General features: G+C 61.4%; 13 protein-coding genes and 1 pseudogene. 5 read left to right on the top strand and 9 right to left on the bottom strand.

What is annotated here, in order from left to right:
• The first annotated feature begins 40 nt into the window (after positions 1-40).
• Positions 41-5,137, top strand: coding sequence for a hypothetical protein (locus S4A8_RS05380; protein WP_353219348.1), 5,097 nt, complete (start codon positions 41-43; stop codon positions 5,135-5,137).
• A gap of 75 nt (positions 5,138-5,212) precedes the next feature.
• Here S4A8_RS05380 and S4A8_RS05375 read toward each other — a convergent pair whose 3' ends face one another.
• Both S4A8_RS05375 and fhuF read right to left on the bottom strand, forming a co-directional pair.
• A complete protein-coding gene (locus S4A8_RS05375; RefSeq protein WP_353219347.1) occupies positions 5,213-6,889 on the bottom strand; it encodes a multidrug ABC transporter permease/ATP-binding protein in 1,677 nt (558 codons plus the stop codon).
• 6 nt (positions 6,890-6,895) lie between these two features.
• Positions 6,896-7,648 carry a siderophore-iron reductase FhuF gene (gene fhuF, locus S4A8_RS05370; RefSeq protein WP_353219346.1) on the bottom strand — a complete coding sequence of 251 codons (753 nt, stop codon included), beginning with the start codon at positions 7,646-7,648 and terminating at the stop codon, positions 6,896-6,898.
• 219 nt (positions 7,649-7,867) lie between these two features.
• On the opposite strand from fhuF, the gene S4A8_RS05365 reads away from it, so the two are divergent.
• Complete coding sequence (locus S4A8_RS05365) at positions 7,868-9,424, top strand: flavin-containing monooxygenase (RefSeq protein WP_353219345.1); 1,557 nt, start codon at positions 7,868-7,870, stop codon at positions 9,422-9,424.
• Positions 9,425-10,538: 1,114 nt separating this feature from the next.
• Here the strand turns inward: S4A8_RS05365 and S4A8_RS05360 are convergent.
• The 3 genes from S4A8_RS05360 to S4A8_RS05350 all read right to left on the bottom strand — a co-directional run bounded on the left by S4A8_RS05360 (position 10,539) and on the right by S4A8_RS05350 (position 14,437).
• On the bottom strand, positions 10,539-12,575 hold the full coding sequence (locus S4A8_RS05360; RefSeq protein WP_353219344.1) for a TonB-dependent receptor: 2,037 nt from the start codon (positions 12,573-12,575) through the stop codon (positions 10,539-10,541).
• A gap of 84 nt (positions 12,576-12,659) precedes the next feature.
• The gene (locus S4A8_RS05355; RefSeq protein ID WP_353219343.1) at positions 12,660-12,947 is read right to left on the bottom strand and encodes a hypothetical protein; all 288 of its coding nucleotides are present in this window, start codon (positions 12,945-12,947) and stop codon (positions 12,660-12,662) included.
• Between the two features lie 215 nt (positions 12,948-13,162).
• Positions 13,163-14,437, bottom strand: a complete 1,275-nt coding sequence (locus S4A8_RS05350) for a PQQ-dependent sugar dehydrogenase (RefSeq protein ID WP_353219342.1) — start codon at positions 14,435-14,437, stop codon at positions 13,163-13,165.
• A gap of 175 nt (positions 14,438-14,612) precedes the next feature.
• Between S4A8_RS05350 and S4A8_RS05345 the strand changes: the two genes are divergently transcribed.
• Positions 14,613-15,110 (top strand): Hsp20/alpha crystallin family protein, encoded by a 498-nt coding sequence (locus S4A8_RS05345; protein ID WP_353219341.1) that lies wholly within the window; start codon positions 14,613-14,615, stop codon positions 15,108-15,110.
• A 46-nt stretch (positions 15,111-15,156) separates the two neighbouring features.
• Here the strand turns inward: S4A8_RS05345 and S4A8_RS05340 are convergent, their stop codons facing one another.
• Positions 15,157-15,807, bottom strand: a complete 651-nt coding sequence (locus S4A8_RS05340; RefSeq protein WP_353219340.1) for an FMN-dependent NADH-azoreductase — start codon at positions 15,805-15,807, stop codon at positions 15,157-15,159.
• 122 nt (positions 15,808-15,929) lie between these two features.
• Between S4A8_RS05340 and S4A8_RS05335 the strand changes: the two genes are divergently transcribed.
• A complete protein-coding gene (locus tag S4A8_RS05335; protein ID WP_353219339.1) occupies positions 15,930-16,808 on the top strand; it encodes a LysR substrate-binding domain-containing protein in 879 nt (292 codons plus the stop codon).
• A gap of 9 nt (positions 16,809-16,817) precedes the next feature.
• Here S4A8_RS05335 and S4A8_RS05330 read toward each other — a convergent pair.
• The 3 genes and pseudogenes from S4A8_RS05330 to S4A8_RS05320 form a co-directional block, all read right to left on the bottom strand.
• Positions 16,818-17,335 (bottom strand): annotated as a pseudogene (locus S4A8_RS05330) (2,4'-dihydroxyacetophenone dioxygenase family protein).
• A gap of 78 nt (positions 17,336-17,413) precedes the next feature.
• The gene (locus S4A8_RS05325) at positions 17,414-19,933 is read right to left on the bottom strand and encodes an ABC transporter permease (RefSeq protein WP_353219338.1); all 2,520 of its coding nucleotides are present in this window, start codon (positions 19,931-19,933) and stop codon (positions 17,414-17,416) included.
• The gene (locus S4A8_RS05320; RefSeq protein WP_353219337.1) at positions 19,923-20,603 is read right to left on the bottom strand and encodes an ABC transporter ATP-binding protein; all 681 of its coding nucleotides are present in this window, start codon (positions 20,601-20,603) and stop codon (positions 19,923-19,925) included. The genes S4A8_RS05325 and S4A8_RS05320 overlap by 11 nt, the downstream gene beginning before the upstream one ends.
• Here S4A8_RS05320 and S4A8_RS05315 point away from each other — a divergent pair.
• The gene (locus S4A8_RS05315; RefSeq protein ID WP_353219336.1) at positions 20,603-21,277 is read left to right on the top strand and encodes an arylesterase; all 675 of its coding nucleotides are present in this window, start codon (positions 20,603-20,605) and stop codon (positions 21,275-21,277) included. The genes S4A8_RS05320 and S4A8_RS05315 overlap by 1 nt on opposite strands.
• The last annotated feature ends 23 nt before the right edge of the window (positions 21,278-21,300 follow it).

Below are 21,300 nucleotides of genomic sequence, written 5' to 3'. Positions count from 1 at the left end.
ACCGATACGATTGGTCAGAGCTTGGCGGATGGTGTCTTGTATGAGTGCAGTGAGTGCAACAAACCCAGTTTCTACCGGCGGCGGAGGGGTCTTTTTTGAGCAGCATGTGAACGCAATGTTTCTTGCGTTGTTGCTTGTTCGGGCTCCCTTGCCGATCTTAAAAGACTGCCAACCCGAAGAAGTGTGTCCACAAGCAGAGCATCTTGGTTGGAAAACAGACGATGTCTTAATAATTGGCGCAAGGCCTAACGGCGTACGCCGCAGACTTGCAACTCAAGTCAAACGTCAATTCACAATTAGCAATAGCAATGAGGCTTGCCGAAAAGCTTTTCAGGACTTTTGGTCTGATTTTAAAAGTGTAAATTTTGATTCAAAGGAAGATCGATTAGCGCTAATCACGCTGCGCGGAACGAATGCCCTTCTCGACGGATTTAATAGCCTTCTAGACTGTGCACGCGCTGCCGCTAACGCTGCTGATTTTATGCGGAGATTGGATGTCGAAGGTTTTCTATCCCGACCCGTACGAGGCTACGCAATCACAGTTCGCCAGCTCCTCGATGATTCTCCTACGCCTCCGACAGACGAAGAGTTCTGGAAGTTTCTATCTGTACTGCATGTCTTAAGTTTCGATCTGAACACAGCTACTGCGCAAAATGAAGCTTGGCTAAAGGCGCTATTAGCCGCTACTGCAAACAGCGCATCTCCCTTGGCGATGGCGGAGGCGAGCTGGCGTGAGTTGTTGGAGCTGGCCGCTGCTGGAATGCCAACCGCCACGTGCTATTCCTACTTCGATCTGCCAGAAAGCCTACGCGGTAGACATGGGACAATTGATACCCGCTCGAACGCAATACTACGTGCATTATCGAATCATAGCTCGGTAACGCTTAACGGGATTAGCACGACAATCGGGGGGACTGCGGAGATTGGCCGCGGCGCTGTAGTGACTCAAGTGCTTGAGGCCCTGAACGATGCGCAAATCGTTATTATTTCCGCGCCAGCAGGGATGGGCACGTCGGCCGTTGCCAAACGCTGCGTAGAACTGCTTAGCGAAGGTATTTACAGCTTGGCATTTAGAGCGGAAGAGTTTGCTGCCAGTCATATCGATCAGACGTTGCAGCAGGCGCAGGTTCAGGCGAACGGATCGGAACTCTTGGGGATTCTCGCTGGCCAAGCCCAGAAATTGGTGCTGGTAGAGAGCGTTGAACGACTCTTGGAAGCGTCCGTTAGAGATGGTTTCTCTGATCTCCTCAACCTTTCGGTAAAAGATTTAAGTCTCAAGCTCATATTGACTTGTCGAGACTACTCTTTAGCAACAGTTAGTTCGGCACTCCTCGATAAAGCAAGCCTTGCTTACAAGGTGGTCGAGGTGCCGGTGCTTTCCGATGAGGAGCTTGAACAAGTCGCGGTCTCAGTTCCTCATCTCCGGAACGCGTTTCAACATGACAGCTTGAAGCGTCTCTTACGCTCTCCTTATCTATTGGACAAAGCCTTTCAAATGGATTGGTCTGATACTGAGAACCTTCCCACCAATGAATGGCAATTCCGAAAGCGGTGTTGGCTGGAAGTTATCCGTCGCAATACCTTAATCGGCAGCGGCATGCCACAACGACGGGAGCGAACATTTGAAGAATTAGCGTTACGGAGAGCCCAGCAACTTCGTCCGTTCGTAGTCTGTGAAGATCTAGACGCGGGCGCTATCGAGTCGCTACGGCAAGACGGATTGATAGTTGACTCACCTGAGACCAGTTCTCTGTCAGCTCCGAGCCACGACGTGCTTGAGGACTGGGCGATTATTCAGTGGCTTAATAGACGTTGGATCCAGCATGAGCAGGACTCTCGGTTATTAGCCGAAGATATCGGTGGGTTCCCTGCCATCCGGCGCGCATACCGCAAGTGGCTTTCTGAACTACTTGTCCGTAGGACTACTACAGCCACCGACTTCGTATTATCCGTTTTCCAAGACGAAACAATTTCAGCCTATTTCCGTGACGACACAATGGTGTGTGCGCTGCAATCGTCTTCAGCCCGTTATTTACTCGAACGTCGCCGTGGAGTTCTCTGCGCCGCCGGTGGTGAACTACTCGTCCGGGTGATTCACCTGTTGCGTGTCGCATGTAAGAAACCACCTTTGTGGCTTAGCGATGCCATTCAGCTTCCATCTCAAATGCTGGTTGCCTCAGGTGAGGCTTGGCCTGCGGTGTTGGAACTTGTTTTGAGTAGCGTTGACGATGTTTTACCTGAACACATATTCACCGTTCTAAGCCTCGTAGAAGACTTCGCAAATTCAATTCACTGGAGTGATCCGGAGCCAGATGGTTTCGAGGAAGCTGCAGCAATTGGCTTCAGGCTTATACAGCACTTAGATGATTACCGCATGGAAGACGTGCGCAAGCGAATAATCAAGTCGCTTGCAAAAGTTCCAAGAGGTGATGAGCGCGCGTTCAGGGCGTTGATAGAACGCTCCAAAACACGGGGGGAGCACGATCCTCTAGCGAACGTCGTTTCGGAAGTTCTCCTTGGCGGCGTGGACGGCTGGACTGTCTGTCGTTACCTGCCGCAAGAGATCATCGGGCTCGCGAACTCGCAGTTCCTCCTCTACGAGGAAGACATCGATCCTAATGACTGGCGGTACGGAAGTTCTATTGGCACCGATCATTTCTTCGGCATACAAGAGCATACGCCCGTTGACTCGTTTCCCGCGAGTGCAATTCGAGGAGTATTTTTACCTCTTTTGCGACACCACCCTCGTCAAGGAGTCGATTTCATTATCGACATGTTGAATCACGCGGGGTATTACTACGGTGAACAAAAGTGGCGCCGTGATCGCTTGGAACCAGCACATCTCGTTGAACTTTTCTTGCCAGGCCAGAAGTCAATAAAACAGTGGGCTAATACCCGCCTCTGGGGGCTTTATAGGGGGCAACAAGTTGGGCCTTACATTCTTCAGACCGCCCTCATGGCTCTAGAGAAATGGCTTCTACAAATCTGCGGTATAGAAAACGTGGATGTTGAGGAATGGTTGCTCAAGATTCTCGCTCAATCTAACAATGTGATGGCTACGGCGGTCGTTGCGAGCGTTTGCAATGCACATCCAGAAAAAACCGGCAGCGCTGCGCTCGCGCTATTATCGTCACCCGAACTGATATCGATGGATCGCGCGCGAATTGTCCAAGAACGAACCCACCCCGCGCTCTCGGGAATGTTCCCAAGCTTGGGAGCCAATCAGATATACGATGACGAGCGAAAGGACTCGAACGCGCTACCACATAGAGGTCATGATTTAGAGGCTTTAGCTCTGCAGCTGCAGCTTGGAGAACGTCGGGATGAGATGTTCGTCCTGATCGATGAACACCGGGCGGCATTGCCACCGGTTGAAGAACAATCGGAAGAGCACCGTCTATGGCGCTTAGCCCTTCATCGAATGGATCTACGAGGGCTGCGCGCAGTGGAAGCCTCCTCGCCGGAACCTTCAACCGATACACGTGAAAGCACCTCGCAAGCCGATGAGTTTCAGCGGCGGATTTTTCTTGAACCTGCCGAGATAGAGCCAGACGTTCAGGAGTTCATCGATCACAATGCTTCGATCACGGCACGGCAACAGCAAGCCCTTTTGCTGCTCAACTGGGGTCGCACTGCTTGGGATCATCGGGAATCCGATCATCTCGATGTCGACGATTGGAAGTCTTTTCTAGCGCAGGCCCAAACTTTTGTTCTAGATTCAGAACTAGAACCAGAAGATTTCACCCGTGGCGGCCCAACTATAATTGCGGCCGTCTGCGCGCGTGATCACTGGAACGAGATGGGCCCTGTCGATCGAGCTTGGTGTCTCGATATACTGATCTCGAAGGTTGAGCAAGATTGCGACACCGACAACCATATGGTCCGGGTCCAGCGCGGAGCGCCCGAGCCTGATCGGCACGCGGCCTATGTCCTACCGGGTGTTTATGCGGGCGAGATGTCGCGACCGCAGGCTGATCGGATTAGCGAAGCAATAGCCAGAGCTTTGACCCACGCGGTTGGCGAGGTCGTCCTGTATGCGGCGGAAGGCATTGGGGCCGCCTCAAACGGTCTGGAGGCTTACTCCGAATCATGCGCCGCGGCAATTGCTATGGAAGGGCGAATGATTGCTGATTGGCTGGCCGAAGAGCGAGAAAAGCCATTTGAAGAACAACGAAGTGGTACCGAAATCATTCGCGAGGTCGTGCCCACCGTCCGGGCAGCGATTATTGCTCAGAATCTCGACCCCCGAACAGAGTTAGAAGGTCTTACGCTTGATAGTTGGCCAGGCATTCGAGCGACGACAACCATACTACGAATTTTTGCGTACGCGCCCGATTCGGCTCTGGCGATCGAGTTTCACCGGCGAACCGCTGCCGCTATTACAGAACAATGGGATCGCGAACTCGAAAACCGACGCCGTCGCGGGAACAGGGATTACCATTTCGAGCACGATTTTTACCAAAAGCTAGCTTGCTTCGCTCTAAAGCTTCCAAACGATCAAGCGCTTCTTGCATGCATGCCCTTCGTTGAAGCCGTTGCAAACCATCCTCACGAGATGGCGACATTCGTTCGGACCCTTGTCGCTGAAGCCGATAAAAATAGCGAACATGATCCTTTCTGGGATATATGGCAGGCCTTCGCCGAAGCGATCACTACGGCACCATGGGTTGACCTGCTCGACTCAAGTTACAGCTCTTATAAAGAAATAGTTGGGTCGGTCTTCCTTCGAAGTTTTTGGAAAGCCGACATTCGCCATTGGCGGAGGTTGAAAAATCAGGGGCACCGCGTTGACGATCTAGCTAAACAGTTCCCGGGATCGGCAGCAGTCTTCGATGCTTATTGTCAGTTCCTACACGATATAGGTGAGCGGTCACTCCCAAACGGATTCGTAATACTAGCGGATTCGCTTTTGTCGGATACGCTTGCGACTATACTTTCGGATGGAAACACAGCCTATTTGTTGGAAACGTTGCTTAGAAGAAACGTTTATTCGGAACCATATAGGCTTAAGTCCGACCCCAAGGTCCGGAGGTCTGTGTTGGTATTGCTAGATCGGCTCGTAGACGCAGGATCGTCGGCGGCGTACCGAATGCGGGATGATTTTGTGACTCCATTAAGTGTAGCCGTCAATGCATAGGTTCACCATGGCTGCTTCTGGCCGAGAGCAGACTCGAACTAGCGCGCGCCGATTCGTAATACCAGAATTTATCCGTCACCCCTGAGCAATCCGCCCCACCGCATCCCGACTAGCCGCATCCCGTGCCGCTCCAGTGAGCTCAGTCAGCTGGCCGCCACGCATTTCCAGCAGGCGGTCGGCGTGTTCGAAGTAGTGGTCGTCGTGGCTGATGGCGAACACGGTATGGCCGCGGGCGGCGAAGGCGGGGAGTAGTTCGCGGTAGAACACGCGGCGGAAGGTGGGGTCCTGGTCAGCGGCCCATTCGTCGAGCAGCAGGATGTCGCGGGATTCGGCCAGGGCCAGCATGAGCGCTACGCGTTTGCGTTGGCCCTGGGAAAGCTGGGTGTCGAGGATGCGTTCGCCTTCGAGGGCGAGCTTGTCGGTGAGGCCCAGGCGTTCGCGCCAGTCCTGGATGAAGGTGCTGTCGACGGGGGCGCCGTCGCTGTCGAGCAGTTGTTCGAACAGGTGGAAGTCGGTGAATACAGCGGCGAACAGATGTTGTAGCGATGCCCGCCTAGTGACGTCGATGACTTCGCCGTCGACGAGGATTTCCCCCGACTTGGGGGCATAGAGCCCGGTGAGCAGGCGGGCAAGGGTGGTCTTGCCGCTGCCGTTGCCGCCGATCAGGAACACCAGCTCGCCGCGGCGCAGGGTGAGATCGATGGGGCCGACGGAAAAGCCGCTGGGCGTATCGGCCTCGGTCTCGTCGCCGTCGTAGGCGAAGCAGACCTGGCGTAGTTCGATGGTCTGCCAGTTGGTGCTGATGGGCGCGGGTTGGTCGAAACCGTGGGCGTGTTCGGCCAGGGCCAGGGTGCGTAGTTTGTCGAAGGCGACCTGGGCGGCGATCAGCGTTGGCAGGGCGCCGATCGCGCCGATCAGCGGCGTGCGTACGAACAGCAGGGTGAGCGCATAGGTGGCAGCCACGGCCGGCGTGGCCCAACCGAGGCCGTTGGCGAGGAAGAACACCAGCCCGATCGCGCCCAGCATCATGATGTTGGTGCAGTTGTTGGCCGACAGGTGGAAGGTATCGGCACGGATGATGTGGCGCTGGTAGCGGCGGGCGTTGTCGGTATAGCTTTCGTCGAACAGGCGACGCGCGCGGGCGCGGTTCAGGCGTAGTTCCTTGCGGCCGTGGATGACATTTTCGTAGTCGCGATAGAGCGCGTCCTCGGCCTCGCGCACCAGCGCGATATGGTGATAGACGCGCCGTACCAGCCAGGCGCCAAAGCCCATGGTGGCGGCGATCCATACGGCAGTAATCAGCAGGATGGGCAGCGACAGCCAGGCCAGGTAGGCGATGCTGGCCACGGTAAGAATGCTGCCCTGAACCAGCTCCGGTAGGCGCACGAAGGCGATGGTGACGTTGCGCACGTCCGACGAAAGGGCGGCGAGCAGGCGGGCGCTGCCCAGGCGTTCGATCCGCTCGATATCGGTATCCAGAATCTGTTTGACCAGCCGCGAGCGCAGGTCGAACACGAAGCGATGGCCGAGCGTGGTCAGCCCGAGCTGGGAGGCCAGAGAAATCGCCAGCAGCAGGACGATGAGGCCGAAGAACTGGGGCAGGGACGCCAGCGCGCTGCTACCGGTTTCGATGAGCCGGGCATTGATGAAGGCTATTACGCCGATGCCCAGCCCCGCGCTGGCCATGCTGCCGACGAGCACGGCGATGAAGGCGGCGCGATAGTCGCGCCAGATCAGACGAAGCAGTTCCATGAGCGGTTATCCGGTCGCGCGCTTGGGCGTGCGCAGGTGCATGGCGCGCGGACAGTTTGAACACAGGCCCAGGCTGGGCTCGAGATCGCGCATGCAGCACAGGCGGCGGCAGTGGTCGGCGGGTTCGTCGTTGCCGTCGAGCGTATCGGGCGGGCAGGGCTTGTAGACGCGGTAAAACGGGTTGAAGCCGCCATCGGGACGCCGGCGCTGGTTGGTGAGCGCGCGGATGCGCGCAAGCCGTGCGGCCGGCAGGCGGCCCTGTCGCTCCAGTTCGCCCAGCGCCCAGTGGAAATACACCCCGGCATTGCTCCAGAACACGCGCGGCGCGAGCCCGCAATGCCGCGATAGCGCTGAGACGACAGGCGCAAAGGCCGCGTCGATGAGCGCGGAGAAATCGTGCCCCGGTGGGTCTGTGGCCATCACGGCATCGCCGGGCAACAGGAACTGCGCGGTGGTGGCATCGTCGTCGCAGACCACAGCGAGCGTAGTCAGGTCGAAAGCGAGCGCGCGGTCGGTGGCCGCCTGTACCACGAGCGTAGCGATGCCCAGCCGGGCAAAGAAATATTTCGACCACTGCGAGGCGCGCGCGCGGGCCTCGGTGCATTCGGTGTGTTCGCCAAAACGCACGAGCAGCGGCACCAGCCGCGCGGGATCAGCCAGCGCAGCGCCGTCGAACGCGGCCGTCGGCGCCGCATCGCGGCTGTCCTGGAAGACATCCGCAAATACGGCGAGATCGTCGTAGAAATGGTCAGCGAACATCGCAGCCGCAGCCGGTGACAAACGTTCTGGCACGCCAAGGCGCGTCAGACGATAGGAATGATTATCAGTACGTTAACGCGCCCGCACCGGGGCTGGCCAGTCGTCGCGCCCGGGCCGGAAGAATTAATCTGACATTGCGCCTTGTCAGAAAGGGCGGAAATTGCTATTTTCAGATCATGCCCACGACCGGGCGCCCATTTTCGCTGCCGCGGAGTTCTCATGGCTGTTACCGAACTCGTCTCTCGTTTCAATCCGCTGACCACGCATCCGAAGATCGATACGGATATGCATATCGCGATCGTCGGCGCGGGGTTTTCCGGCCTGGGTATGGCCATCCGGCTCAAGGAAGCCGGCGTCGATAACTTCACCATTCTGGAACGTGGCAGCGAAGTCGGCGGCACCTGGCGCGACAACCACTATCCCGGCGCGGCCTGCGACGTGCATTCGCATCTGTACTCGTTTTCCTTCGAGCAGAGCGCGACCTGGTCGCGCAGCTTCGGCCAGCAGCCGGAAATCTTCGACTACATCAAGCGCTGCACCGAGAAGTACAAGCTGCGCGATCACGTGCGCTTCAACACCACCATCGTGGGTGCGGATTTCGACGAGGACAGCGGCCTCTGGCACGTGCATACCGCCGACGGTGAAACGCTGACCGCCAATGTGGTGGTATCGGCGGTCGGCGCGCTGGCCGACCCCGCTTGGCCGCGTATCGACGGCCTGGACAGCTTCACCGGCAAGCTCATGCATACCGCCCAGTGGGACGACGATTACGACCTCGCCGGCAAGCGTGTGGCCGTGATTGGCTCTGGCGCGAGCGCCATTCAGGTGGTGCCCGAAGTCGCCAAGCAGGCCAAGCAGCTCACCGTGTTCCAGCGCACGCCGAGCTGGATCATGCCCAAGCCCGACCGGCCGATTTCCGCCGAAGAGCAGGCCGAGTACAAGGAATCGCCGCTCAAGCTCTACAGCCGTCGCGCCAAGATCTACTGGATCAACGAGCTGTTCGCACCGTTCGTGATCTCCGATTTCGGCCCGCTCAAGCGCGTGGCCGAGAACATGGCCAAGGGCCATATCAAGAAACAGGTCAAGGATCCGGCCCTGCGGCGCAAAGTGACGCCGGACTACAAGATCGGCTGCAAGCGAATTCTCATTTCCAACGACTGGTATCCCGCCCTGCAGCGCGACAATGTCGAGCTCATCGCCGACGGGCCGGCGAAGATCACCGAAAACGCCATCGTCACCCACGACGGGCGCACGATCGAAGTGGATGCCATCGTCTGTGCCACCGGCTTTAAGGTGCCCAGCAAGGCCGCGCCGTTTGCGATGACCGGTCGCGGCGGCGTCGACCTGAATGCCGCCTGGGACGACGGCGCCGAAGCCTATAAGGGCGTGACCGTCTCCGGTTTTCCCAATCTGTTCTTCCTCATGGGCCCGAACACCGGCCCGAGCCACACCTCGGTGCTGGCGTTCACCGAACAGCAGATGGACTACACCCTGCAGGCCATCGCCCATATGGCGAAGAAGAAGCTGCGCTTCATCGACGTTAAAAAGTCCGTGCAGGACAAGTTCAACCGCGGCATCCAGTGGCGGATGAAATACACCTCGTGGACGTCCGGTTGCAATAGCTGGTATCTGACCGATTCGGGCAAGAACACCACGCTCTATCCCGGCTTCAACTGGGAGTACAAGCTGCGCCTGATGCGTTACAAGCCGAGTGAATACGAAGAAGTGAAGCAAAGCGCCTCGAAGACGGCGCGTTCGCGCAAGAAAGCGGCCTGACGTCAGGCTTTCGCTGATCGAACCGGCCCCGAGCGTTGATACTAACGCTCGGGGTTTTTTTATGGGCTTCGGTCCGCTGCAGGCGTAGATTGGATTAGCGCAGCGTAATCCAACGATGAACGCAGCTCGCAGGGCCGGCCCGACTGTGCCCTTCGATTGCGCCACGGGGCGGTTTTGTTGGCTTACGGCCTTCGGCCTAAGCCAACCTACGCGGCTTCAGGACGTGCGGCCCGAATCGTTCACTGCCTGAATCAACGGCGCGGGTGAATTTTTGGTTGGGGGTTTCGCGCTGCTGCGCGAGTGACTTTCATTTGCTTGTCCAAATGAAAGTAACCAAAGCAAAGGACACCCTGTCTTGCGCCGATGCTGCGCATCGGTTCCCTCCCATCACGAATCGCGAGCGGGACGGCCGGAAACTCGCTGCGCTCAAACATCCGGCCGTCTTATTCCGCTCACGATTCGTGCTGCTCGGCGCTACGCCCAAGGGGCCCGAATACAGACAAGCTCGCGATCGCTCGCTCAAGGTCACATCTTTTGTAGGTCGGATTAGCCGAAGGCGTAATCCGACAAGAACGCAAACACGTGCCCTGATTTCGGTTGATAGCCGCATCAACTCAGCTCTATGGGCTAGCCGCCTGTATTCCGACCCCGTGTGGAGCGAACGAGAAGCACAGGGCCGAAGGGCTTCCGGCGCACTGCGCCGGTGCGGCAAGGTGTTTGAGGATCGCCAAAGCGATCCGAGCCATATTGATTGACTAGGGCCGCACCCTTCGGACTGAGCATCGCAGTGGTTCGGCGCGTAGCGCCGACGCGTAACCCGGGTGTCTTTTCCTTTGCCTACTTTTGTTTGGAGAAGCAAACGAAAGTGGGTCGCGCTGCAGCGCGAAACCGAAGGGACGCCGAACTCGTGAGTGCCGAAAGCCCGGCAACTCGAACCTTTTCGGGTTCTGAATCAATGGTCGAGTTGATCCGAAGCGAGTAAGTCTCGACCGAGAAGGCTCAGCCGCAAACCGACGCCGCGCCTGCTCTGCACTGATCGCCGTTTGCACGGCCCCAACAAAAAACGCCCCGGCAAAGCCGAGGCGTTTTCTCTTTCAGTTCCGGCGACGCGGACCTAGAACTTCACATTCACCCCGGCAATCACGCTACGCCCTGGCTGGGCGACACGCAGAAACGAGGTGCTGCGGATGATCTCGTCGTCGAGCAGGTTGTCGCCCCGCAGATAGACCATGGTTTCGGTGTCGTCGTAGCCGGCCAGGCGATAGCCCACGAAGGCGGTGAGGTCGGTATAGCCGGCGGTTTCATCTTCGAGTGGACCGGGGTGGTCCTGATGCGATGCACGCAGGGCTTCGATCGTGCCCAGCCAGGTCTTGCTGTCGTAGTCCAGGCCCACGCCGTAACGCCCGGGCGTGATCCGCGGCAGGTTGGTGTCGTCGTCGAGCTCGGCGCGGACGTAGTCGCCAAGTACGCGGGCGGTCAGGCGGTGCGCGCCTTCGATCAGGTCGTAGCCGATCTCGGCTTCGCCGCCATAGAAGGTGGCATCGGCGGCGGCGTAGTCGATGAGCAGGAATTCGCCATCGGGTTCGAACTCGCCTTCTTCGTTGACGCGGTCGGCAATGCCGTCGGAGGCAGGCGTGCCGGTGCCGTCGGCGTTGAGGCCGGCGTCGACCGAGCGCTGGTAGATGTAGTCGTCGTACTTGGTATAGAACAGGCTGGTATCGAAACGCAGTCGGCCGTTGATACGACGCAGGCCCAGATCGAAGCTGTTGGCGGCTTCTTCGCCGAAGCTGCCGTTACCGCGTTCGTAGGTGAGCGTGGCTTCGTGCGGGCCGAAGCTGTACAGCTCTTCGGTGGCGGGCGCGCGTTCGTAGCGGCCGGCGGTGGCGGTGAACACGTAGTGATCGCCAATGGTGCGCTTGGCACCCAGCGATACGCTGATCGGGGTGTGGTCGACATCCGAGCGACCTTCGCTGGTGTCCTGTTCCTGGTATTCGACACGCAGGCCGCCCTGAACCGTCCAGTTGTCGTCGAGCGGGCGCTGTTCCACCCAGAACGCCGCGATCGAGCGGGTCTCGGTGGCCGGCACGAACGACTCTTCCTCGCCGTAGGCCTTGAAGTCGCGGTCGAAGCCTTGCACGCCGAAGATGCCGGTAAAGCCGGCGACCGGCGCGTGTTCGGCAGCAATACGCAGTTCGGTTTCTTTGTTGTCGAAGAAGGCTTCCGGGGTTTCTTCGCCCTCGGTATGCAGATAGTCGGTATAGGCGCCGGAGAATTCGAGCCGCTTGAGGCCGGGGGCGACATCGTAGACCTCGCCCTTGAGATCGTAGCGATCCTGGGTCAGCCGAATCTGGGCCTCTTCACCGGGAATGCCGTACTGGCGCCCGAAGTGGCTGACCGCGCCGCCGACATAGCCCCAGTCGCCGGAATAGGAGGTACCCGCGCTGTAGGTGTCGGTATCGGTTTCACTGTTGTCGATGAGGCGGCTGTCGTCGGCCTTGTAGTCGTCGGTGAGGCGTTTCATGCCCTGCACGTTCAGGGCGAAATCGCCGATACCGCCGGTGACGTCCAGGCGCTGCAGGCGCTGGCCCAGGGTGCTGTCGCCACGCTCGAGGGTGGCCTCGCCAGTCACGCCGTCGGGCGCGGTCATGGGAATGCGATCGGTGACCACATTGACCACGCCGCCGATCGCGCCGGAGCCGTAGAGCAGAGTCGACGGGCCCTTGAGCACTTCCACCTGGCGTGCCGAGTAGGGGTCGATGCTCACAGCATGATCCTGGCTGAGCGTGGAGACATCGGCCGAGGACAACCCGTTTTCCTGTACGCGTACGCGCGCGCCGGATTGGCCACGGATGACCGGGCGGCCCACGCCCTGGCCGAAGTCGGCCGAACTGATGCCGGGCGTATCGGCGAGCGTCGCGCCCAGGCTCTGGCCGCGTTTGCGAACCAGTTCCGGGCCGGCGACCACGGTGGCGGCTTCGATGGCCTGGCTCGGGTCCTGATCGTCGAAAGCCAGGGCTTCCACCGAAATCGGCCCGAGCATCAGGCTGTCGCCGGGCGCGGTATCGGACTGGGCAAATAGGGGCTGGCCTGCGCCGAGCAGGCACACACCGGCCGCCGGCACGAGCAGGCGTGCAAAGTTTGAATAAGCCATGTAGAGGGTTTCCGTCTGATAAGCGAATACGGACTACGAATTCGCGAAAAATGCCGCCTTGGGCAGCGAAAAAAGCGCGTGTGATCAGACGAAAGACAAAGGCGGCGCGCGCGCCGTACGCCCGTTGGCGACGGGTGGCGTAGGGCCGGTGTTGATAGGCGGGGTGGCGAGATCGGTCGGCGCGTTGCCGAGCGTGATCGCAGCGGCGGCGCCCAGCGGCGCGCTGCCGGTGTGATCGTGCGCACACAGCACGCAGACATGATCGCCGTGACCGAGCGCGATGGGGTGTTCGAAGGCATGGGCGAACGCCAGCGCCTGGGCGCACAGTAGTACGACCAGCACGAGCGCGCAGCGTAGCTTGTGATTCCCCATGGCCTGTTCGAATCCAGGTATGCGCCGACCCCCGGCGCGCTAGCTATATTACGTTATAAAGTAACTTGTAGACAGTATTTTTTTGAACACCGATACGGCTTGCGAACACGCGCCGCGCGGGTGCATAACCCATCGCCCGGCACCCATCTAAAAAAAGCCCCGCCTGCGATACAGACGGGGCCATGCTGCGGGTCAGGCTGTTGCGCCGAGGATGTTCACTCGTCGGCTGCGACGACCCGGAAGATCGTGCCGCCGGCATCGTCGCTGATATACAGCGCGCCGTCGGGGCCCTGGGCGAGGCCGGCCGGGCGATGGTCGGCGCTGCCGGGCGAGGCCACGGTTTCGCCGCTGCCGGTAAAGCCGGGCGCGCCGGCGAAGTCTTCGTAGTCGGCGGTGGCCTGGTCGTTCTCGAACGGCTGATAGATCACCCGATAACCGGCCTGCGGACTGGGCGCGCGGTTCCAGGAGCCATGAAAGGCGATGAAGGCGCCGCCGTTGTAGTGCGTGCCCAGTTCGTCGCCGTCGTAGAACAGGATGTCCATGGGTGCCCAGTGTGCCGGATAGGCCGCCAGCGGCTGTTCGTAGTCGGCGCACTGGCCCAGCTTGTCGCCGTCGCCGCCGTATTCCGGGCCGAGGACTTTCTTGTCCTGTTTCGGATCGTAGTAGCAGAACGGCCAGCCGAAGTGATCGCCTTCATCAATGGCGAACAGTTCCTCGGCGGGCAGATGCGCGCTCTGCTGCTGCGTGAACGTCTGCGGCCAGTTCGAATGCAGCTGATCGCGTCCGTGCTGAACGCCGTAGAGCTGGCCGTCGTACCAGTCCAGCGCGAACATGTTGCGCAGGCCGGTGGCGTATTCGGTTTTCGGCTCAAAGGTCTGGCCGGTTTCGGTGGCCGAGAATTTCCAGATGCCGCCGTGGTTGTCGAGCAGCGGGCAGGGATCCTGGCCTTTGGAGCCGGGCTGGCGATCGTTTTCCTGACAGGCGTTCGAGGGCGCGCCGTTATTGACGAACAACTGCCCGTCGTCGCTGATGGCCAACCCGCGCGCGGCATGCGAGGACTGCTGCGGCAGGCCGGTGACGATATGTTCGGGCTCGCCCTGGGGCACCAGATTATCGTCGAGCTTGTAGCGGTAGATATCGGTGACGGTCGCGGCGTAGAGCCAGCCGTCATGAATCGCCAGGCCCGTACCGCCGCCTTCGCCGAAGGTTTCGCGCTCGTCGGCCACGCCGTCGTCATCGGTATCGCGGAGCGCCATCAGGCCGTGGCCGTCGACATTGTTGGCCAGATTCACATACACCGTGCCGTTATCGGCGACGGCCAGATGCCGCGGCTTGCCGGCGTCCTCGGCGAACCGGGTGGCACAGAAGCCGTCGGGCAGGTCGAGGCCGGCGGTGTCGCAGCCGGCGGCGGCGCTGGCGTTGCCGGCGGTCAAAAGACCCGTCGCGGCCAGTGCTGTCGCACAGAGCGTGGGTAACGTAAGCGTTCGCATCGTTTATCCGTTGGGCATTGTTATCGATGGGTCGGTTATATCAGTTACCGGTCGGCCCCGGCAAAATGCCAAAAAAACGATCAAATAACTATTGAAACGTTACCCGCTGCCCCTATCGTTGCTGATGTAACGACGCAGCCCCTTGATTCGGGGCGAAAAAACAGGAGGGTAGATTATGGCTATTCAGCGTTATCAGAACCGTTTCGAACCGAGCAGCCTGCTCGCGCAGTTCAACGACGAAATTAATCGCATGTTCGTACAGGACAGCAACGCCTTCCCGGCACTGGCCGGCGGGGCCTGGACGCCGAACGTGGATATCCGCGAAACCGACAACGCGTATCACATCGAGGCCGAAGTGCCCGGCGTGAACCCGGAGGATATCGAGGTCACCCTCGATAAGGGCGTGCTCACGCTGAAGGGCGAACGCAGCGAAGAAAAGACCGACGACAACGGTCAGGCCCGCTATCGTGAACGTCGCTTCGGTTCGTTCGTGCGACGCTTCTCGTTGCCCGAAACCGCGGACGAGGAAAACATCGAAGCACGGGCGGAACACGGGGTGCTGCGGCTGACCATCAACAAGAAAGCCACCAGCGAACCGCGGCGTATCACCGTGCGCAGCGGCGACACCGGCACCGCGACGGTGGACACGCAGGATCAGGCCAAAAGCGCCTGATCGCCCGCCGGCACAGCCGAAAACGGGGCCGTCTGGCCCCGTTTTTTTATGTGGCCGACTGGGAAAGTCGGCCGGCCAGTGCGCGCGTTTGGCTGATGGCCTGCGCTTTCGACGCCGCGAAACGATCATCGCCGAATTCCTGATATTCGATCCCGACATGATGGATTTCGTCGGCCCCGAGATAGCCCGATAGCGAACGCAGATGCGGCAACAGATGGCCGGCGTGTTCGTTGAATTCGCCTGGGCCGAAGCCGAACTCACCCGAGGCGGTCAGCGCCACCAGTTGCTTGCCGTCGAGGATCGGTTCCAGTGGGCGATCGCCGCGGGCGAGATCGAAGCTGAAGGTCCGCCCGATCCGCACAACCTGATCGACCCAGGCCTTGAGCGCAGCAGGTAGGCCGTAGTTGTACATGGGCGTCGCGATTACCAGTACATCGGCTTGTTCCAGTTCGTCGATCAGGGTATCGGACAGGGCTAGTACCGCGTTTTGTTTGGCGACGCGCTCGGCGGCCGGCGCGAAAGCCGCGGCGATCCAGTCTTCCGAGATGGCCGGCGGCGGCTGGGTGCCGACATCGCGGCGAATGATCGCGGCCTGTGGCTCGGCCTGCTGCCAGCGTTCGATAAACAGGTCGCCGAGCAGGCGCGAGAGCGAACGATTGACGCGGGCACTGGCGTCGATACGCAAGATGGTGGTCATGGCGGATTCTTCTGCAACGGTGCATGGATAAGTTCAGCGCAACTATCCGTCGCAACGAACGCCGTGACAAAGGCAAAGAAAGCACTTATACATGAGCAAAACTCATCTGCTATAGAGCCGCCGTGTCGTTTCCTTCTCTTTGCGCACTGCGGGCCTTCGAGGCGGCGGCCCGCCTGGGCAGCTTCAAGACCGCGGCCGAGGCGCTGCATTTGTCGCCCACCGCCGTGTCCCACCATATTCGCGGGCTCGAGGCACAGCTGGGCGTGTCGTTGTTCGTGCGTCGTACGCGCGCCATCACGCCCACCGAGGCCGGGTTGCAGCTGTCGCAGGCTGCCACGCACGCGTTTTCGGAACTCGAGGCGGCCGTGGCCGCGCTGCGCGATGACGAAAACCGCCTGACGATCTCCACCACGCCGGCGTTTGCCACGCTATGGCTGGCCCCGCGTATCGATGACTTCGAGCAGCGCCATCCCGATCTGCGCATACGACTGGTTTCGTCGACCGAGCCCGTCGATCTCGAGCGCGATCGCGAGGTGGATATCGCGATCCGCTATTCGGCTGCCGAATCCGATACCGACGACAGCCGGATTGTCGTGCGCGAGTCGATCGGGGCGTTTGCAAGCCCCGCGTATCTGGCGATTGGCGTGTCGATCGAGACGGCCGACCGACTGGCCACGCGCTGGCCGGATACGCGGCTGGCTCCGATCGACTGGTCGACCTGGCAGGCACAGGCCGGCGTCGGTCCGCTCGACGATGCGAAGCTACGTACCTTTGCGCACGAGCAGGAAGTGGTGCAGGCGGCATTGGCCGGTAAGGGCGTGGCGCTTGTGAGCGAACTGCTGGTGCGGGATATGGTGGCCCGCGGCTGGCTGGTGGCCTGGCGGCCGGAGATTCGCATGCCCGGGCATGCCTACCGGTTGATCAGCGGGCCGTTGAATCGCCACACGCGTCGCGTGCAGCGCTTTACGGACTGGCTGGAGGCCGCGCTCGCGCGCGATTGATACGGGTGCTTAGCGAAACAGCGTATCGATATGGTCGGCGCCGATGCCCACCCGGTCGTAGTGCTCACGGCACAGGGCGATATAGTCGTGCACATCGAAATAGCCCTTGGCCTCGCCCTGTTCGTCGAGCCATATCAGCGGGCCTTTCACCACGCATTTGAGGACTCGAACGCGAGCCGCGAGAGGTTATGCAGAGATTCCTAGACAAAGTCACCAGCGGTAGCCACCCAGTCGTGTTCCAGATAGCCCCATTTGCCGGAGATGGTGTAGGCGAACACTTCGTTGGGGTGGTAGTGGCGATTGACCAGGCCCGCGCCCTTGGCCATGAGCACATCGCACCAGCGGTTCGACGAGGGCGAAATCCATAGCGGCCGGGAGGACACGGTATCGCTGAGGGGCACGTAATAGCGCTCGTCTTCGGTGGGTGCGTTGGCGATATGCACTTCGGGCAGCGTATCCGGCTTGAAGCTGTTGGGGATCGGCGGGATATCGCGCCAGAATTCGGCGGCCGGGCTCTTGGTGGCCATGCTGTCTCCTCGATATTCTTGTTTGCAGGCTCCGAGTGTCCGGGTGCGGGCGATCGCGTGCAACGTCGCCCGCCGTTCTTAGTCGCTCGCACGCAGGCTGGCCCAGGCGGGCTGGCGCAACACCTCGCGCAGCGAGGCCAGCCCGGAGAGGGCGATCACGGCGGTGGCGATGCTGATCGCCATCAGCCACAGCGGCCAGCGCCAGGCGTAGCCGAGATCGAAGACCCACACCGCGAGCACGATGGCGGTGACCTGGGCGATCGCCGCTGCCAGCAGCGACGCACAAAGCCCAATGAGCAGGCACTCGCCGAAGGTAGCCTGACGCAGCCAGCTCGAGCGCGCGCCGAGCGCCCGCAGCAGTGCGGCTTCGCGCAGCCGTTCGGCGCGGCTGGCCTGCATGGCGGCCAGCAGTACCACCAGACCGGCGGCCAGGGTGAAGCCGAACACCAGCTCGATGGCCAGGCTCAGCCGGTCGATCAGCGTGGTCAGCTGTTCGAGGATGGCGGCGATATCGATCACGCTGATATTGGAGAACTCGCGCACCAGCGCGCCGATCACGCCGTGGGCGTCGTCGGGTACGTACAGACTGGTGATATAGGTCGCCGAGAACTCGTCCAGCACGCCCGGCGCGAACAGCACATAGAAGTTCGCCTGCAGGCTGGACCAGTCGATTTCACGAATGCTTTCGATGGTGGCGGTGACTGGCGTGCCGGTGATATCGAAGGTCAGGCTGTCGCCCACGCCCACATCCAGGCGTTCGGCCACCGAGGTATCGATGGACATGCGTGGCTTGCCGATATCGTCGGCATCGAACCACTGGCCGGCCACGATGCGGTTATCGTTTTTCAGATTGTCGATCCACGACAGGTTCAGCTCGCGCCGGGTGAGTTCGCCGGCCTGTTCGGCCAGTTCTGCATCGTCTTCGATCGCGGCGCCGTCGACCTTGGTCAGCCGCCCGCGCACCAGCGGGTAGAAGTCGGCGTCGAGCCCGGCTTGTTGCAGGCGTTCGGCGACCGCCGGCTGTTGTTCGCGGGTGATGTTGATCAGAAACCGGTTGGGCGCATCGGCGGCGATATCGGCCTGCCAGCCGGCGAGCAGGTCGCCGCGGACAATCACCAGCATGAACAGCATGGTCAGGCCGATACCAAAGGCCACGATCTGCAGTGCGCTGGCCTGACGCCGGCGGGCCAGCGCGGACAGCGCCAGTCGCAGGCCCGGCCCGCCCCGGTTGCCGATACGCGGGCGCAGCCAGTCGATACCGGCCAGCAGCCCTAGCGCCACGAGCCAGAGCACGGCGGTGCCGCCCAGGGTGGCGCCGACCACCCAGGCGGTGAGCGTGATATCGCGGGTGGCGGCCGCCGCCAGCAGGGCAACGCTCGCCAATGCCGCTGCATAAATCAGCCACATGCGCCCGCGCTGTTCGGACAGCGAGCGGGCCAGCACCCGGGCCGGCGGCGTGGCCCGCGCCTGGGCCAGTGCCGGCCAGGCGAAGCCGGCCAACAGCACCGCGCCGGTGGCCGCAGCCGGCCACAGGGCCAGCCATGAGGCAGCGGGCAGCTGAATTTCGAAGGCGCGGGCGATCAGCTGTGAAATACCCAGCTGGGCCAGCCAGGCAACCAGCAGCCCGAGGCCGATACCGATCGCGCCCACGAATACCAGCTGCCAGGCCATCAGCCGGGCGATCAAGCCACGCGCGGCCCCCAGGGTCTTGAGCAGGGCGATTTCATCCAGCCGCGACGATGCATGCTGGCGTGCAGTCAGTGCGATGGCGACGCCCGCGAGTACCACGGCCACGAGCGCGGCCAGGTCCAGAAACACATCGGCGCGATCCAGCGCACGCGCCAGGGCGCGATTGGATTCGGCTGGGGTGCGCAGTTTTTCGCCGGGCTGCAGGGTCGGTTCCAGACGTTCGCGCACCTGTTCGAGCGCGGCCGGTTCGCCGGCGATGCGTTCGTCGTAGTTCGCGCGGCTGCCCGGCCCGAGCAGGCCGGTGGCGGCCACGTCGGCATCGCGTATGAGCACCCGCGGCGCGATATTGGCAAAGCCCTGGCCGCGATCGGGTTCGATTACCAGCACGGCCGCAATCTTGAGTTTGGCATCGCCCAGCTGGAGCGTGTCGCCGACAGCCAGCTGCTGGGCATCGAGAATACGCTGGGCCACCCAGGCGGTGCCGGGCTCGGGGGCATGGGTGAGCGTTTCGGTCGGGCTGCCCGGGTCGCCGCGCCGCAGCGTGACTTCGCCGCGCAGCGGATAGCCCGCTTCTACCGCCTTGACCGAAACCAGCGTGATCTCATCGTCGTGGCTAACCACGCTGGGGAACACGGTCACGCCGTGATGGGCCACGCCGATATCGTCGAGAATGGCCGCCCGCTTTTCATCCAGCGGCGCCCGCAGTTCCAGTTCCAGGTCGCCGGCGAGCGTGGCCGCGCCCTGGCGCTCCATGCCGGCGCGTACGCGATCGGTCATCTGGCTGACCGCGCCCACGGCGGCCACGGCCACCACGAGCGCGATCAGCAGAATCCAGGCCGAGCCGTCGCGCCGGCTGCGCCCGATCTGGCGCCAGGCCAGTCGTACGGCCGAGGGGCGATCAGTGCTCATGCAGCTTTCCGTCGGCCAGCCGGGTCCGTCGGGCACAGCGGGCGGCCAGGTCCTCGTCGTGGGTGACCAGCACGAGCGTGGTGCCCTGTTCGGCGTTGAGTTCGAACAGCTGGTCGATCACTTCGGCCCCGGTTGCGCCGTCCAGGTTGCCGGTGGGTTCGTCAGCAAACAGGATCTTGGGCCGGCAGGCAAAGGCGCGGGCTAGGGCCACGCGCTGCTGTTCGCCGCCGGAGAGCTGGCGCGGCGTGTGCTTGATGCGATGCGCCAGGCCCACCTGTTCGAGCAACCGCTGCGCGGTTTCGCGTGCCTCGCCCAGATCGGCGCCGGTCAGTTCCAGCGGCAGGGTGACGTTATCCAGCGCCGACAGGCCGGAGAGCAGCTGGAACGATTGAAACACGAAGCCCACCTGGCCACTGCGCCAGGCCGCGCGTGCATCCTCGTCGAGATCCGACATTTCGCGTCCGAGCAGGGAGAGTTTGCCGCGGCTGGGCGTATCCAGCCCCGCGAGCAGGGCCAGAAGCGTCGATTTGCCCGAGCCGGACGTACCCACGATCGAGAGCGTATCGCCCGTGTTCAGCGATAGTTCGATACCGTCGAGGATGGTGAGCGCACGCTCACCGCTTTCGATCGTCTTGGACAGATCGACCGCTTCTAATGCAGGAGATGACATTGAGCCGAGTTTCTTGGTCCGAAAAAGAATGGGTGCGCCGCGTACTGGTTACGATGACCGCGGCGCTGCTGTTCGCGACATGCAGCTTCGCATACGCACAGCCGAGCGTGCTGGTTTTCGGCGACAGCCTGAGCGCCGGTTACGGCCTCGATCGCGGCGAAGGCTGGGTGGCGCTGCTGCGCGATCGACTTGCGGAAAACGATCGCGACGTCGAAGTGGTCAACGCCAGCGTTTCCGGCGAAACCACCGCCGGCGGACGTGGGCGGCTGGATGCCGCGCTGAAACGCCACGAGCCGGCGGTGGTCATTCTGGAGCTCGGCGGTAACGACGGCTTGCGCGCGCTGCCGGTTAAAACCATGAAGGACAACCTCGCCGCCATGATCGAGGCCAGCCGCGATTCGGGTGCGAAAGTGCTGCTGTTGGGCATGCGTATTCCCTCCAACTACGGTAAGCGCTATGCCGACCAGTTTCACCAGGCGTTCGTCGATCTGGCCGAGGCAACCGACGTGGCCTTTGTGCCGTTCTTTCTGAAAGACATCGCCACCGATCGCGGCAATTTCCAGAACGACGGCGTGCACCCCAACGCCAAGGCCCAGCCGGCCATGCTCGATGCCGTCTGGCCGGAGCTTGCGCCCCTGATCGATACGCAGACAAAGGCCGCCGCACAACCCTGAATTCTGCCGGTCGGTCGAGGTTG

The organism is Salinisphaera sp. S4-8, assembly GCF_040361235.1.
Classification (GTDB): Bacteria; Pseudomonadota; Gammaproteobacteria; order Nevskiales; family Salinisphaeraceae; genus Salinisphaera.
This window is presented reverse-complemented; position numbering and strand designations above follow the sequence as displayed.